This window comes from Prevotella nigrescens (assembly GCF_031191185.1).
In the GTDB taxonomy this organism is placed as follows: Bacteria; Bacteroidota; Bacteroidia; order Bacteroidales; family Bacteroidaceae; genus Prevotella; species Prevotella nigrescens.
This window is the reverse complement of the sequence record NZ_CP133464.1, coordinates 510,905-525,608: the sequence shown is the minus strand read 5'-3', so window position 1 is coordinate 525,608 and position 14,704 is coordinate 510,905. Positions and strand designations below refer to the sequence as shown.

Here is a 14,704-nt window from a genome sequence, read left to right as displayed (position 1 = left end):
GTGTTTTCTGAAGTCTTCTCCAGAGTACTTCCTGCGGAGAGAGAGGGATTCGAACCCCCGGTGCCTCTCAGCACGGCGGTTTTCAAGACCGCTGTAATCGACCACTCTACCATCTCTCCTAAAATAATGGTGATTACCATTTTGCTGGGGAAAATTGTCTTGTTTCCCAATTGCGAGTGCAAAGGTAAAATGTTTTTTTGAAATAAAAAACAAAAAAACGTAGAATATTTTCACTTAAAGATTTTTTAACAAGGATAGGAGGAATGGGGCGGGATTCCATAAGTAAGTATAAAATTGCGTATAATTCTTTCTAATTAACCTCTCCTTTGAGCATTTTACCACAGTCCCAGTTAAAGGGACATCAGGCTTGCTTTCCTTAAGTTTCTTCATGAGCATATAATAACTTTTCTTTTCTATGAGAGGTAACAATGGTTCCTTTTGCCATCTTCTCCTACAATGGTATCCATTTTCCAATCACCAATAGTCTCTGTCCACTAAACTCTGCCAGGCGGTGATCTATGGATATTCTATTGGAAATAATACTTTTTCCTTAAAGGAGAAAGACTTTTTCTTTTTTATCGGACAGGACGTAAATGTTTGCGTATATAGTCCTTTATTGTCCCTGTAGTGGAAAAGTCTTATTAATCCAATTGTATGCGGTTACATTTCACGTACGCCCATAGCACTTCTTGAGAGCTTAACCATGCTGTTCTTTTCCATAATAAATGATTTTAATTTATTAAACATGTCAGTTGTTTTACAACAGATTTTGATATATTGATCGATTTGATTTTTATTCATCTTCAATCTCTAACGATTTGTATGGAATGGTATAACTATCCGCATCATTTGATTTCTTTACCTTTCCATTTTTATCAAGCATTGTGATTTTTCCTCCGCCCATACTTGCAGAGATGAAAGATAGCGGTGATTTGAATATGCGAGCGATTGTTTTACTCGCTTCTTCTACAGAGCATTTTTTCTCTCCTTCATATTTGTATGTCAATATCTGGGCGTTTGATCTTTCAAAGCCAATAGCCTCCCAAATATACTGTTCTTCACTATCTTGTATTCTTAAAATTAATCCAGGGAGACCACCGAATTTATATGGTCCAAATGGCAACGGGATTTCTTGAGTGTACCATGCCGTATAATTTCTGCCTGCAAACGAGACTGTCGCCTTCGAGCATGGGTAGCCGATAATCGTGTTTGTTCCCTCTATGAATTTCCAATTGAACTGAGACAGATCCTGTTGGAAATTCAACACACCAGTTTGTAGTGGCATACGATATTTAATGTCTGCCTTTTTGTCACCTTCAACGATTAATTCTATTGGCCATGGATTTCCTTGAATGTTGCTTCGTGTCACAGCTCCATGCCTGGAGGCTTCTGTGCAGAGTGAATCAAAATGGAATATGATGTCGCTAAAATCTCTTACATAACGTTTCCCTATATATACATTGCGCACGTCGCTGAGATAATTTTTGTCGGCGGGATGATTTTTATATTTCAAATTATATGTAACCTTGTATCGTGCCGTGTCAATAGCACTCTTCTTTTGAAGGTTTTGCGGAAACGGAGCTGTTATCTGTGCATGAACTGTAAATGACATGAACATATAAACAATGATAATAAAGAGCTTTTTCATATCTTAAATGGTTTTATATTATTCTAAATCTAACTTTCAGCAATATGGAGCGAGGACGGATATTATAATCAGAGCGAGTTTCGGTGAGAGCCGACTTATTCGAATACGAATATGTTTTAAGATTAAGCAAATTATCGCAAGAGAGTGCAAAGCTAAAACGTTTGATGGTGTAATTTGCTTCTGCGTTCAGCAAGAGAAATGACTTGTCCCCACTGTTGAAGTTGTTATAATAATGATTGAGAGAGGTTAAGAACATTATTCCAGCAGGCAGAGTAAAATTCAAAGAAGCACTGTTGTTTACTGTACGCAACCAGGGCAAGCGTTGTCTTTCATTTTGTTGTGTCTCCATCTGATAATACCCACCTTGATAAGAAACAGAGAGCCATTTGAATGGAGCAATAGTGATGTCCATATTTGCAGCTATAGCCCTGCCTGTATATCGAAGCACCACATCTTGTAACAGCAACGGATTGTCGTAATAAGAATAAGATAATGATGCACCGACTTTCAATTGTTTCCAATCGAACCCTTGACTTCCGTGGAGTTTTGCCGTAAAAGTGTTGGCTTTTTCTTTGGTGTGCCGGCTGATTGTGCGCATGGAAATATCATCATAGTAGGAGCCATAAAGCACTTCGGGTTTCTGATGATACCATAACAAATCAATTCCCGCAAAAGTCATCGTAAGGATATTCTTGAATGAATAGCCCAAAGAAGAAGATTGACTAAGCCCCTCAAACAATCCTGTAACGTCGTATGCAGAGAGCTGTCGATAGGAGGTAAGGATATTGTTTGTGTACAAATTCTCAATAATCGGAGTAGAATATGAAATATTGGAGTTCAAATTTAATTGATGATTACTATTGATATTATAAGTAAGGGAAATATTGGGTTCTACACGTAATCCGGATTTCTTTGTCGTTTGACCTTTCACTATATCTTCCAGTTGGAAATACTTGTATCGTATGGGCATATTGAAAGAGACATACAACTTCTCTCTATTATATGTAGCTCTTGCTCCAAATCCAGCATTGATGAAATTGAACTTCAAATCATTTCTGAAATTTGCCAGTGAGCTGCTCAATGTGTTATGTTGGTAATCTATAGTGGCAGAAGGATGTATGTTTACCTCGCCTATTCTCCATGCCGAAAGCAAACAAAAGCTGTTTTCTGTGGAAAAATGATGAATGTCTACTTGCTGGTCCAACACTCCGATTGGAATAACTTCAGAAAAAAGATTTGGAGAAACCGCAAGAGAATGAGGACGCTTTTCAAGGTTGATGAGAGAGAGAAATTCATAACCCTTATATTCTGAACTACGATTAGTGAGATGAAATTTATTGAGCAGACGATACGAATCAACCATGCCCAACTGGTCAATGGGTTTATCCCCTGCCACTATTCGACTATTGGCATGAGTTCTGTCCCAATCAAATTTCACCTGCTCCTTCATATAGTGTTGGTCTCTATTGTCCAAGTAGCTTATGTCTCCATAAGCCTTTTCTTGCTTTACCGTTCCCGTCATAACCTCTTCGACTACATTCTGAGAACCATCGGGCAGGATATTGCTGATGTTCGACCAATGACTCCGTTTGTCTTTGTCGTGAAAATACGCCGCATTGACTCCCAACTCGCCAAACTTCCCAACACGATAAGCGTTATTGAAAGTGATGCTATGTGAGCGATTGAAATAATAGAGACGTTTGTCTATTCCCGGAACAGATGGCATTGTAATGGAGGAAATCGTGCTCGTCCGTGAATAGTCCTCGTCGAAAGAATAAAGTTCCTGCGACAAATCCTCGCCACTATTATTCCCTTTATATGTGGCAAGAAACTGCTTGTTGCGCTTGAAATAGGTGGCAATGGCAGCATTGTTCCATAGTGTCTCATTGCCATATCCTCCTCCGAGCGTTGCAATCAGGTTGAGCACTCCCTTCACACCCTCTTTCAGCCGTATATTAATAGAGGCTTGCTCCTCTGGTTGCAGCCCTTTTAAAGCTTTTATGTCTTGATGGCTCTCTAACACTTGTACTGACCCCACATTCTTTGGATCTATGCTGTTTGTGGCAATGCCGTAATGACCTTTCATAAGGTCAAGCCCCTCTATGTAGAAATTCTTGATGGGTTTACCCTGATAAGAAATCTGTCCATTCTTTGAAACGGTAATGCCAGGCATTTTCTTCAGGACATCTGCGATGGTCTGGTCAGATGAAGAAAGGAAAGAAGCTACGTTATAATTAATGGTATCGCCTCGTGAATACACTTTCTTCGCCTTTACTGTAACTTCTCGCAACTCAATTGTTTTTGCATCTGTCTCAATATTGCATTCTCCCGAACGGTTGGGTATCTTCATGACAACAGACTTCATTTCTATCCGTGACACACGAAGCATCAGACTGTCACAGTCGCAACGTACAGTAATCTGATATTTGCCATCATCACCTGTATATGTTGATGCGAGTATCTTGTTGGGCAGATTAGGATTAATCACCACAATACTGGCAAAGTCCATCGCCTCGCCAGAGGTGTTTTTCACTTCTCCCCATAATTTAGTCGGTGCCGCCTGGGCATACGTCATACAGGGAATGAGCAATAAAAGTATGATTCCATATATTTTATTCATCAACCTTTTTCTGTGCAACAGCTTAACATTGCTGTTAAAATCACTTGGTAAATATGCTTGGTAATTCATTACATCCGAAGATAACACATTCAAGATTCTTAGTAGATTTTACTACCTCATCTGCAATATTACGGAAAATAATTTTAACCACCAAGAAAAAAACTTCTATCTTTTTTATTTTCCCTTGTTTCCTCTTCTGAATAAGTTCTAAAATCGTAACAGGGTTACGGCAATTGGCGCAACGGAGTTACGACAGTTACAGCAACGAAGATACGACGGTTGTAGTAACGGAGTTACGACAGATGTCGTTACGGAACAGGCAATCTCTGTGAAGCGGTGAACTCAAACACCCACTTACGTACAGCAGTTCTCCCCTGCAAGGCTATCGCTTTGACTTCTTGGACTTACAGAAGACTCTCTTACTATTGGTTTTGTCTTTCCGGCAAGTATAAAAAGAAGATGTTGATACTGGCTCCATGACCAAAGACCTACTTCATGATTCTCTACTTTATTCCGCCGAAAGAAAACATGATCATAGTCCAACCTTATAAGAATAGCCCGATGTTCATTGGGAATTTGAAACTGCTTTGCCATTTATCTGAAACATTGGGAAATAGTTCCACAGTTCGTCTTGGAGATTTAGGCTCGTTCCGACTCACAATGGAATGTAGAAATTAAACAACTGTAAATTCATGAATGATGAATATTACTTAATTGCTGGATATTACTTCTGAATGGAAAGACTTTGTGTTTTTATCTGCTTCCCCGCAGAGTAGGAACAATGATTAATACAACTCTATGGACTAAAAAGCTTTTGAAAACATAAAATGGACAGTTCTGCATTCTTCCATACGGACAAAATCAAGGAAGCGCAGTCTGACTTTGCTCTCTTTGAGAGGCGTGCGGAGCGTGATAACGGGGGCAGCCCATAATAAACTGATTATCAAAAGTGTGGAAAACTTTACGGACATCAAGGTCGTTGCGGCATGTCTGCAGGAAATAGACGAGAAGACATATACCAAGGACGTATGTGTGTTTGATACAAAAAACATATACGAGACGATTAAGCTACATGTGTTAATACGCTATAACAAATAGTATGCACGAAAAAAGGCACACCTAACAGTGTGCCCAATACTAATAAATAATTTACTATTAAAATAACATCGAACGATGAATATTTACATTAGGAAATTACGAACCGTCTATTTCCAGTTCTTATATGTTATCTCGCTTTGTGTATCGAACTTCATTTCCATGCCCATCATCTTTGTTGTGGCTTTTCCTGTCTGCGTTTGCAACCAACCGTTAGGCTGGAAAGTGTTGGTATCAGTACCGTTCGCACTGATATTAGCCATACCCATTGCCTTCATCTGTCCCCAGTTTGCGTCAATCTGTGAAGTCATGTCGTCGCCCATACCCATCTTTTTCATCTGGTCTATCATCATCTTCTTCACGTCGCTTTCAGTCATGTTGTCCTTCAGGTTAGTTGTTACTACGGTGTTTCCGCCATTGTTTGCTACGGTGTAAGTAGAAGTAAACTTTATGCCTTGCTTGGTTCTGTCTTCCTTATTGTTGGTTTTCAGATCCTTACCGTAATAGTAAAGGAAGGTGTTTTCGTTAAGATTGTCTATAAGCGCCTTCTCTTCAAACTGCTGACTGATAGCCATCATAAGCTTTGCTTTAGGCAGAACCTGTTCCAGCGTAGGGTTTTTCTTATATTGTTCCTCGATATCTGCGATGGCATTTTTGCTTCCTGCTGCAGCCACTTCGTCGAGATTGAGTATCTTTTCAACCTTTCCATCGGTGTTGGTCTGCAGTATCATCTTCGCCCCTTTCAGGTATTTGTTGCCTGCAACCTGTACTTGGTCTGCTATGTCTTTGTCTCCATCAACCACCATATCAGCCACATTGTATTCTATCTTGTAGCCTTGAGCCGTTTTATCAAGCACTACATAACGTACATTTTTGGTAATTGTTATCTTCTTGTTTCCCTGTCCCATAGGCAGATTCATGTCTAATTTTACCACCTCCTTATACATAGTGGTGTCGTTTTTGTTAAAGTTTACCTTTACAGTTGCCTGCGCATCTGCCGTGAGCGCTGCGCCCATCATAAAGACAGATAGTAAGATTGCTTTCATATTTGTATATTTGATTTGTTGTTGTATATCTTAAAAGTAGACCTCTTGTATGCCGTTTACAGAGATAGACTCCGTAGAATGGCACGGATCGAAGTGGGCAGGAATGTCGAATTTGGCTTTTGGTGAATAGTGTAACGACTTGTCAGCATAAACCATTTGCATGTAATAAGCCCATATAGGCAGTGCCATCGTAGCACCTTGCCCCATTGCAGTAACATCGAAGTGTATGTCGCGGTCTTCTCCGCCCACCCAGCAGCCGTTTACAAGCTGTGGTGTGAAGCCCATGAACCAACCGTCGGAGTTCTTGTTTGTGGTTCCAGTCTTACCACCAATCTCGCCTGTGAGGTTGTAATGATAACGCAGGCGCCCACCTGTTCCACCTTGAACGACAGCTTGCAGCATGTCGAGCATCTTGTAAGAACTTTCTTCCGAAATGACTTCGTTCATCAATGGCTGGAACTTAGCTACTATGTTGCCGTGGCTGTCCTCTATTCTTGTAACGAAGAGAGGGGCGCAACGAACACCACGATTGACGAAAGTGGTGTATGCACTGCACATTTCTCCCACCGAAAGTTCCGATGGTCCGAGACACAGAACGGGTGATGTGTTCTTGTCGATATCAGGATTGTTCAGTCCGAAATCATGCAGAATACTAACAAATTGAGATGGTCCGAGCAGACTGATGAGGTATGCCGAAATCCAGTTGTTCGACTGTTGCAGTCCCCAGCGCAGCGGAACCTGCTGCCCGTAGCGTGCCTTTGAGCCGTTGCGGGGCGTCCAGTTGCCATACGAACGCTGCACGTTGAGGACAGTAGTACACGGTGTCATGCCATTCTGCATGGCGAGCGCATAAAGAAAAGGCTTTATGGTAGAACCCACTTGGCGCCGTCCGCCCATAACCATATCGTATTTGAAGTGGTCGTAATCAATCCCTCCCACGTAAGCCTTAACGGCTCCTGTGTGTGGTTCCATACTCAGAAAGGCTGCCCGCAAGAACGATTTGTAGTATCGAATGGAATCGATTGGCGTCATCAAAGTGTCCACGCTGCCATGATAAGTAAAGAGCGTCATTTCGTGTTTCGTACGGAAACTGCGTCGTATTTCGTCGGGTGTCGCTCCCTGTTCTTTCAGTCTTAGGTATCTTAAACTCTGCCGACAGGAACGGTTGAGAATGGCTTTTATGGTACTACGCGAGATATTCGTCGAGAATGGAGCATTCTTCTTATATCGATTAGCAATATTAAATTCTTTCTGCAGATAGCCACCAACATGTTTACGTACAGCCTGTTCGGCATACTGCTGCATACGTGTGTCGATGGTGGTAAATATGCGCAAGCCATCTGTATTTACGTTGTAGTTTTCGCCATTCCGCTTCGTATTCTTGTTACACCAACCAAAAAGAGGATCTTTTTCCCATGCAATAGAGTCGAGCACAAAGTCGCGCAAGCGCCATTCCTGATAGTTCTTGCGTTCAGGTTTCTTCTCCATCATATACTGACGCAAGAATGCCTGGAAGTAATCGCCGGCACCTTTGATGCTTTTTTCCTTTGAAAATTTTATGCCAAGCGGACGCTGCACAAGTTCGTTATATTCTTCGCGAGTGATGTAACCAGACTTGCACATCTGCCCTAACACTATGTTTCGACGGATACGACAGCGTTCTTCGTGTCGCAAAGGATTATATAATGATGGATTTTGACACAACCCAACGAGGGTTGCAGCCTCGGTAACTGAGAGTTGCCGTGGTTCCTTACTGAAATAAATGTTAGCTGCCCGCTTTATTCCAACGGCATTATGAAGGAAATCGAAGTAGTTTAGATACATCGCAATAATCTCTTCCTTCGTAAAGTGGCGCTCCAATTTCACGGCAATAATCCATTCAATGGGTTTCTGCAATGCACGTTCGAACATGCTGTGTGCCTTTTCCGAGAACACCTGCTTTGCCAATTGCTGCGTAATGGTTGAACCACCACCTGCATTGTCGTGCCCCAAGACACCACGTTTCAGCACGGCACGTGCCAGCGCAATGAAGTCTATGCCTGAGTGTTCATAGAATCTTTCGTCCTCGGTAGCCACCAAAGCGTGCACCAAATGGGGCGAAAGGCTATTGTAGTCTATTGCCACACGGTTGGCATTGTCCTGATTCCACGTGCCGATAAGCTTGCCATCGGCAGAGTAAACCTGCGAAGCGAACTTGTCTACGGGATTTGAAAGCTCTTCCATATCAGGCATATAACCAATCCATCCGTTCCACACCGACACGAAAAATATGGTAGTGGAGCTTATGACAAATATTAAAATAGCCCACAGAGCATGTACAAAGTGTCTTTGCATTCCTATTTATAGTGTTATAGGTTGCAAAGATAAGGCAAATAGATGAGAAGGCAAAATAAAACCGAAGTGTTTTTTTCAGAATGCAATTAATCTATATTTTCTTTTATAAAACTTCTTTGGTAGTAAATAAATTGTGTACCTTTACGCTCGAAAACGATCAATTCAACATGACACAATGGAGAAACAGAACTTTGTGAACATTCAGGACTTGGATAAGGAACAGCTTCTCTACCTTATTCGAATGGCTCAGGAATTTGAGAAGCATCCTAACCGTGAGCTATTGAAAGGTCGCATTATAGCGACTCTGTTTTATGAACCTTCCACCCGTACACGCCTTAGTTTCGAGACAGCAGCCAACCGCTTGGGGGCGAAAGTCATTGGTTTTACTGATGCAAAGGCATCGAGCGTGAGCAAGGGAGAAACTTTGAAGGATACCATACTGATGGTTGCGAACTACGCAGATACCATCGTGATGCGCCATTACATAGAGGGAGCAGCGCAATATGCTTCGGAAGTGTCGCCCGTACCTATTGTGAATGCTGGCGACGGTGCCCACCAGCACCCTTCACAGTGCCTACTCGACCTCTATACCATCAATCAAACGCAGGGCACATTAGAGAATTTGAACATCTATCTCGTCGGCGACCTTAAATACGGACGCACCGTTCACTCACTGCTGATGGCGATGCGCCACTTCAATCCTACGTTCCACTTCATTGCACCAGCCGAGCTTGCCATGCCCGAAGAATACAAGATATTCTGCAAACAGCACGGCATTCGATACACGGAGCAGGAAGATTTCACTCCCGAAGCTATTGCCGGTGCCGACATATTATATATGACACGTGTGCAAAAGGAACGCTTCTCCGACCTTATGGAATACGAACGTGTGAAGAACGTCTACATTCTGCGCAACGATATGCTGCACCTTGCAAAGCCCAATATGCGCATCTTGCACCCACTGCCCCGCGTGAACGAAATAGCATACGACGTAGACACCAACCCGCACGCCTATTACATACAGCAAGCCAAAAACGGACTTTTCGCCCGCGAAGCCATTTTTGCCTACTGCCTCGGCATAGGAATGGACAAAGTAAAGACAGATACAACCATTATAAAATAAGAAGAATATGGAAATGAACAAGAAAGAACGTCTGGTTGCCGCCATAGAAAACGGCACCGTAATCGACCATATACCTGCCGAAAAGACTTTCCAAGTGGTAAATCTTCTTGAACTTCAGAACCTTTCAACCCCTGTTACCATCGGCTACAACTTCAGTTCTTCCAAGGTAGGGTGCAAGGGAATCATCAAGGTAAGCGACAAGTTCTTCACTGACGACGAAATATCTCGCCTCTCGGTAGTGGCTCCCAATATCATTCTGAACATCATTCACGATTACGAAGTGGTAGAGAAAAAACAAGTTATAACGCCCGATGAACTGCATGGAATTGTGAAATGCAACAACCCAAAGTGCATCACCAACAACGAGCCAGTGTCTACAATATTCAATGTAGTAGACAAGGTGGCAGGCACATTGAAGTGCCATTACTGCGACAAAGAGCAGCAAATGGACAAAGTGGAACTGTGTTAGATTTAGAGAAACATAGAAATAGAACCTTATGGAATATAAAGAAAAGGCAATAAGAGGAATAGTTGCTTCGTATGTCAAAGCTTATGCAGCAGGCTTCTGCGACAGGTACGTATCGAAAAAAGATGATGAAGACGGCGTAATTAACATGAAAATACATAATCCTTTTATTGCCGCATTGGGTGTCGAATCAACCAGCAAGTGCAATATTACGCATAATATTTGTAAAACTCCTGCTTCGGTGTTGAAAAGTTCAATTTTCCCCTTTGTCTTCTGTTTATTTTCTTCTGTATCATTGCTACCTTTGCTCCGAGGTTAATTGTTTATACATTACAATACAAAGATAATTAATCTTGGGGAGCCCACAAAGGGGACTCCTTTTTTTGTATTGCCGGTATCGCTCTTCAGGGCTACGCGCCCTGGCCGCAAGGCAAACCTGCGGTGTTTTTCATAGATTAGAGACCATGAAAAAACGTGGCTGTTTGTTGCACTTCGATTTGGAATGTACAACTATTAACAGCTAAAGATTTAAACTGAAATTTGGAATGTTGGCTATTTATGCCTATCTTTGCATATAGATAATATTTGAATGGTGGAATAAATGAAATGACACCAACAATGCTTTAAACAAAAACATATAAAACATCAGCCTTTATGAAGGACTTTTTTAAGAATGTCTTCGCCACATTTGTTGGCTTGTTCCTTTTTGTGTTAGTAACGTTGCTCCTTGGTTTCGTTTGTATCTTCGGTATGGTGTTGTCGAGCGAAAGTACGACTGAGATAAAGAATAATTCGGTATTGGTAATAAATTTATCAGGACCATTAAATGAACGGACAGAAGAGAATGTTATAACCAAGTTCGTTGGTAAAACAGCAAATGAAACAAGTTTAGAAGATGTTCTCTCTGGCATAGAGAAAGCCAAAGCAGACAAGAATATAAAAGGAATCTATCTTGAAGCAGGAGTGTTTGTCCCAAACTCTTATGCCGCATTACAAGAAATTAGAGATGCTTTAATTGACTTCAAAAAGAGCAATAAATGGATTGTAGCTTATGGCGACAGCTATACACAGGGAACTTATTATTTAGCTTCGGTTGCAAATGATGTGTATTTGAATCCGCAAGGTATGTTGGATTGGCACGGTCTATCAACACAGCGCATCTATCTAAAAGATATGTTGGCAAAGTTTGGAGTAAAAGTGCAAGTGTCTAAGGTAGGTACATACAAAAGTGCGACGGAGATGTTTACGGGCGACAAGATGAGCGATGCCGACAGGCAGCAGACTTCTGCGTATTTGAATGGGATTTGGAAATATCTCTTAAAAGGTGTTGGCGAGAGTCGAAATATTCCTATTGCCAAACTGAACGAATATGCTGACAGTGTTATAACGTTTGCCAATCCCACCGACTATCTAAAGATGAAGCTGGTAGACAAACTTCTTTATACAGACCAAGTAAGGAATGAGATAAAGAAACGGTTAGGAATAGCTTCAGGCGACGACATTAACCAAGTATCACTTGCCGATTTGAAAACAGTAAAAGCCGATAAGAATGGCAATGAAATAGCAGTGTATTATGCTTATGGAGACATCGTAGACGCTCCCGTATCAGGCACGTCTTTAAGCCAGCACAACATAGTAGGTAAAGATGTTTGCAAAGATCTTAAGGAATTAATGGACGATGACGATGTGAAAGCAGTTGTTATCAGAGTTAATTCCGGCGGAGGTTCAGCCTTTGCATCAGAACAAATGTGGCATCAAATAATGGAGTTAAAGAAAGTGAAACCTGTTGTTGTAAGTATGGGAGGTTATGCCGCATCAGGTGGTTATTATATGTCGGTGCCTGCAAACTGGATTGTTGCTGAACCTACAACGATTACGGGCTCGATAGGTATCTTCGGTATGTTCCCCGATTTTAGCGGTCTGGCTTCAGAGAAATTAGGAATTAAATTCGATGAAGTAAAGACTAACAAGAATGGAACTTTCCTTTCTCCTATGCGCCCTTTAACTCCAGATGAAATGAGAATGCTGCAAGTGTACATAGACCGTGGCTACAATACATTTAAAGACAGGGTTGCTCAAGGAAGGAAACTTACAATGCAACAAGTAGAAACCATTGCCCAGGGACATGTTTATACAGGAGAAGACGCATTGAAAATAAAATTAGTCGATGAACTTGGAGGGTTGGACAAAGCCGTACAGAAGGCAGTGCAGTTGGCTAAAATAAAGGATTACTATACGAAGAACTATCCTGCTCCCGTTAATTGGTTGGATCAGATATTTGGGGACTATGTACAAGATAACTATCTTAGCGAACAACTACATTCTTCGCTGGGAATGCTATACCAACCATTCTCCATATTGCGTACTTTAAATCAGCAGTCGGCAATTCAAGCAAGAATACCTTACTTCATTAATATAAATTAGGTACTTATGTTGCGTAGCCTATATTACAAGATGCAGTAAATAAGAATGGAAGGCGATTTTATTAAAATACACAGAGCATTGTTACCGCTAAGCTGGCTCTACGGATTAGGGGTAATGATTCGTAATGAACTTTTTGAACTCGGTGTGTTGAAAAGTCGTAGTTTCGATGTGCCAGTTATTTCTGTTGGTAATATAACCGTTGGTGGAGCAGGGAAGACCCCGCATGTTGAATATCTTGTACGACTATTGAAAGATGTAGCACAAGTAGCAGTACTGTCACGAGGTTATAAGCGGAAGAGTAAAGGTTATGTGCTTGCAGAAAACGATACTCCTGTTGAAATGATTGGCGATGAACCTTTTCAGATGAAGCAGAAGTTTCCTGATATTTACATCGCAGTAGATAAGAATCGCTGTGAAGGTATAGACAGATTGGTGCAAGACAAACAAACGGAAAATACCGATGTCGTGTTGCTCGACGATGCTTTCCAACATCGATATGTAAAGCCAGGAATAAATATTTTATTGATAGATTATCATCGACTTATTATTTATGATAAGTTGTTGCCTGCTGGACGTCTACGCGAACCTCTCTCCGGCAAGATCCGAGCAGATATTGTTATTGTTACAAAATGCCCCAAAGAGTTAAATCCTATAGATTATCGAGTGTTGAGTAAGACAATGAACTTGTATCCATTTCAAGAACTATTCTTTACCACACTTGAATATTGTAGCCTTATACCTGTATTTGAAAATGTTGCCAAAGAAAAAGAAATTCAACTAACTGATATTTCTAACAAGAATATATTGCTGCTTACTGGTATAGCCTTGCCAAAGCAATTGGAAGTTGATATAAGCTCTTATGTAGATACCTCACATATAAAGACATTAACGTTCCCCGACCATCATTCTTTTAATCTAAAGGACGTTGCCATTATTAATGAAACTTTTGCCGTAATGGAAAGTCCGAAAATAATTATTACAACCGAGAAAGATAAGGCTCGATTATTGAGATTGGAAGGGTTAAACGACGATGTAAGAGAGAACATATATGCATTGCCAATACAAGTTAAGTTTATGCTTAACGAAGAAGATAAATTCAATGAAAAAATATTATCCTATGTACAAAAGAATTCAAGAAACAGCATCTTGGCTAAAAGAAAGAATGCAGGCAAGTCCGAAAACCGCAATCATACTCGGAACAGGTCTCGGACAATTAGCTTCAGAGATAACTGATAGTTATGAATTTTCTTATCGCGATATCCCAAATTTCCCAGTTTCAACTGTAGAAGGACATGCTGGTTGTCTAATCTTTGGAAAACTTGGTGGCAAAGATATTATGGCAATGAAAGGGCGTTTTCATTACTACGAGGGATACAGTATGCAAGAAGTTACCTTTCCTATACGTGTGATGCACGAGTTAGGAATTGAAACTTTGTTCGTTTCTAATGCTTCGGGCGGTATGAATCCTGAATTTAAAATTGGAGATTTAATGGTTATAACTGACCATATTAATTTCTTCCCCGAACATCCTTTACATGGCCCGAACTTTCCTACAGGTCCTCGCTTCCCAGATATGCACGAAGCGTACGACCGTGTTCTGATAAACAAGGCAAACGAAATAGCCAAAGAAAAGAATATCAGAATAACATCAGGTGTTTATGTAGGTGTCCAAGGACCTACTTTTGAAACACCTGCAGAATATAGAATGTATCGGAACTTGGGTGGCGATGCAGTGGGAATGAGCACTGTTCCTGAAGTTATAGTAGCTCGACATTCGGGAATAAAGGTATTCGGTATGAGTGTAATTACCGACTTGGGCGGGTTTGAGACTCCTGTTGAAGTCAGCCATGAAGAGGTTCAAGAAGCGGCTAATAAAGCACAACCTCTAATGACTGCGATTATGCGTGAGATGATAAGGCAAGCCTAAATAGCGATAATCCTAATAGAA

10 protein-coding genes and 1 tRNA gene are annotated in these 14,704 nt (G+C 41.1%); 6 read left to right on the top strand and 5 right to left on the bottom strand.

Going from position 1 to position 14,704, the window contains the following annotated elements; all coding sequences use genetic code 11:
- Window positions 1–34: 34 nt before the first annotated feature.
- The 5 genes from RDV52_RS01980 to RDV52_RS01955 form a co-directional block, all read right to left on the bottom strand.
- A tRNA-Ser gene (locus RDV52_RS01980) sits at window positions 35–119 on the bottom strand.
- Window positions 120–793: 674 nt separating this feature from the next.
- Window positions 794–1,648, bottom strand: coding sequence for a GLPGLI family protein (locus tag RDV52_RS01975; protein WP_004367659.1), 855 nt, complete (start codon window positions 1,646–1,648; stop codon window positions 794–796).
- Window positions 1,649–1,661: 13 nt separating this feature from the next.
- Window positions 1,662–4,268 carry a peptidase associated domain and porin domain-containing protein gene (locus RDV52_RS01970; RefSeq protein ID WP_040557243.1) on the bottom strand — a complete coding sequence of 869 codons (2,607 nt, stop codon included), beginning with the start codon at window positions 4,266–4,268 and terminating at the stop codon, window positions 1,662–1,664.
- A 1,205-nt stretch (window positions 4,269–5,473) separates the two neighbouring features.
- Window positions 5,474–6,409 carry a hypothetical protein gene (locus tag RDV52_RS01960; RefSeq protein WP_004367663.1) on the bottom strand — a complete coding sequence of 312 codons (936 nt, stop codon included), beginning with the start codon at window positions 6,407–6,409 and terminating at the stop codon, window positions 5,474–5,476.
- Between the two features lie 30 nt (window positions 6,410–6,439).
- The gene (locus tag RDV52_RS01955; protein ID WP_004367664.1) at window positions 6,440–8,743 is read right to left on the bottom strand and encodes a transglycosylase domain-containing protein; all 2,304 of its coding nucleotides are present in this window, start codon (window positions 8,741–8,743) and stop codon (window positions 6,440–6,442) included.
- Window positions 8,744–8,918: 175 nt separating this feature from the next.
- On the opposite strand from RDV52_RS01955, the gene pyrB reads away from it, so the two are divergent.
- The 6 genes from pyrB (at window position 8,919) to RDV52_RS01925 (ending at window position 14,683) form a co-directional block, all read left to right on the top strand.
- On the top strand, window positions 8,919–9,866 hold the full coding sequence (gene pyrB, locus RDV52_RS01950) for an aspartate carbamoyltransferase (protein WP_004367665.1): 948 nt from the start codon (window positions 8,919–8,921) through the stop codon (window positions 9,864–9,866).
- 13 nt (window positions 9,867–9,879) lie between these two features.
- Entirely contained in the window at window positions 9,880–10,335 is a 456-nt protein-coding gene (gene pyrI, locus RDV52_RS01945) for an aspartate carbamoyltransferase regulatory subunit (protein WP_036875284.1), read from the top strand.
- A gap of 28 nt (window positions 10,336–10,363) precedes the next feature.
- Window positions 10,364–10,651 (top strand): hypothetical protein, encoded by a 288-nt coding sequence (locus RDV52_RS01940; RefSeq protein ID WP_004367666.1) that lies wholly within the window; start codon window positions 10,364–10,366, stop codon window positions 10,649–10,651.
- A 335-nt stretch (window positions 10,652–10,986) separates the two neighbouring features.
- A complete protein-coding gene (sppA, locus tag RDV52_RS01935; protein WP_004367667.1) occupies window positions 10,987–12,756 on the top strand; it encodes a signal peptide peptidase SppA in 1,770 nt (589 codons plus the stop codon).
- 45 nt (window positions 12,757–12,801) lie between these two features.
- On the top strand, window positions 12,802–13,989 hold the full coding sequence (gene lpxK / locus RDV52_RS01930; RefSeq protein WP_004367668.1) for a tetraacyldisaccharide 4'-kinase: 1,188 nt from the start codon (window positions 12,802–12,804) through the stop codon (window positions 13,987–13,989).
- On the top strand, window positions 13,874–14,683 hold the full coding sequence (locus tag RDV52_RS01925) for a purine-nucleoside phosphorylase (protein ID WP_004367669.1): 810 nt from the start codon (window positions 13,874–13,876) through the stop codon (window positions 14,681–14,683). The genes lpxK and RDV52_RS01925 overlap by 116 nt, the downstream gene beginning before the upstream one ends.
- Window positions 14,684–14,704: the final 21 nt, after the last annotated feature.

Bases quoted from the DNA above. Each gene is read 5' to 3' on its own strand.
- pyrB (WP_004367665.1), top strand. From the start codon at position 8,919: ATGGAGAAACAGAACTTTGTGAACATTCAGGACTTGGATAAGGAACAG.
- RDV52_RS01925 (WP_004367669.1), top strand. From the start codon at position 13,874: ATGTACAAAAGAATTCAAGAAACAGCATCTTGGCTAAAAGAAAGAATG.
- pyrI (WP_036875284.1), top strand. From the start codon at position 9,880: ATGAACAAGAAAGAACGTCTGGTTGCCGCCATAGAAAACGGCACCGTA.
- RDV52_RS01960 (WP_004367663.1), bottom strand. From the start codon at position 6,409: ATGAAAGCAATCTTACTATCTGTCTTTATGATGGGCGCAGCGCTCACG.
- lpxK (WP_004367668.1), top strand. From the start codon at position 12,802: ATGGAAGGCGATTTTATTAAAATACACAGAGCATTGTTACCGCTAAGC.
- RDV52_RS01970 (WP_040557243.1), bottom strand. From the start codon at position 4,268: ATGAATAAAATATATGGAATCATACTTTTATTGCTCATTCCCTGTATG.
- RDV52_RS01975 (WP_004367659.1), bottom strand. From the start codon at position 1,648: ATGAAAAAGCTCTTTATTATCATTGTTTATATGTTCATGTCATTTACA.
- RDV52_RS01940 (WP_004367666.1), top strand. From the start codon at position 10,364: ATGGAATATAAAGAAAAGGCAATAAGAGGAATAGTTGCTTCGTATGTC.
- RDV52_RS01955 (WP_004367664.1), bottom strand. From the start codon at position 8,743: ATGCAAAGACACTTTGTACATGCTCTGTGGGCTATTTTAATATTTGTC.
- sppA (WP_004367667.1), top strand. From the start codon at position 10,987: ATGAAGGACTTTTTTAAGAATGTCTTCGCCACATTTGTTGGCTTGTTC.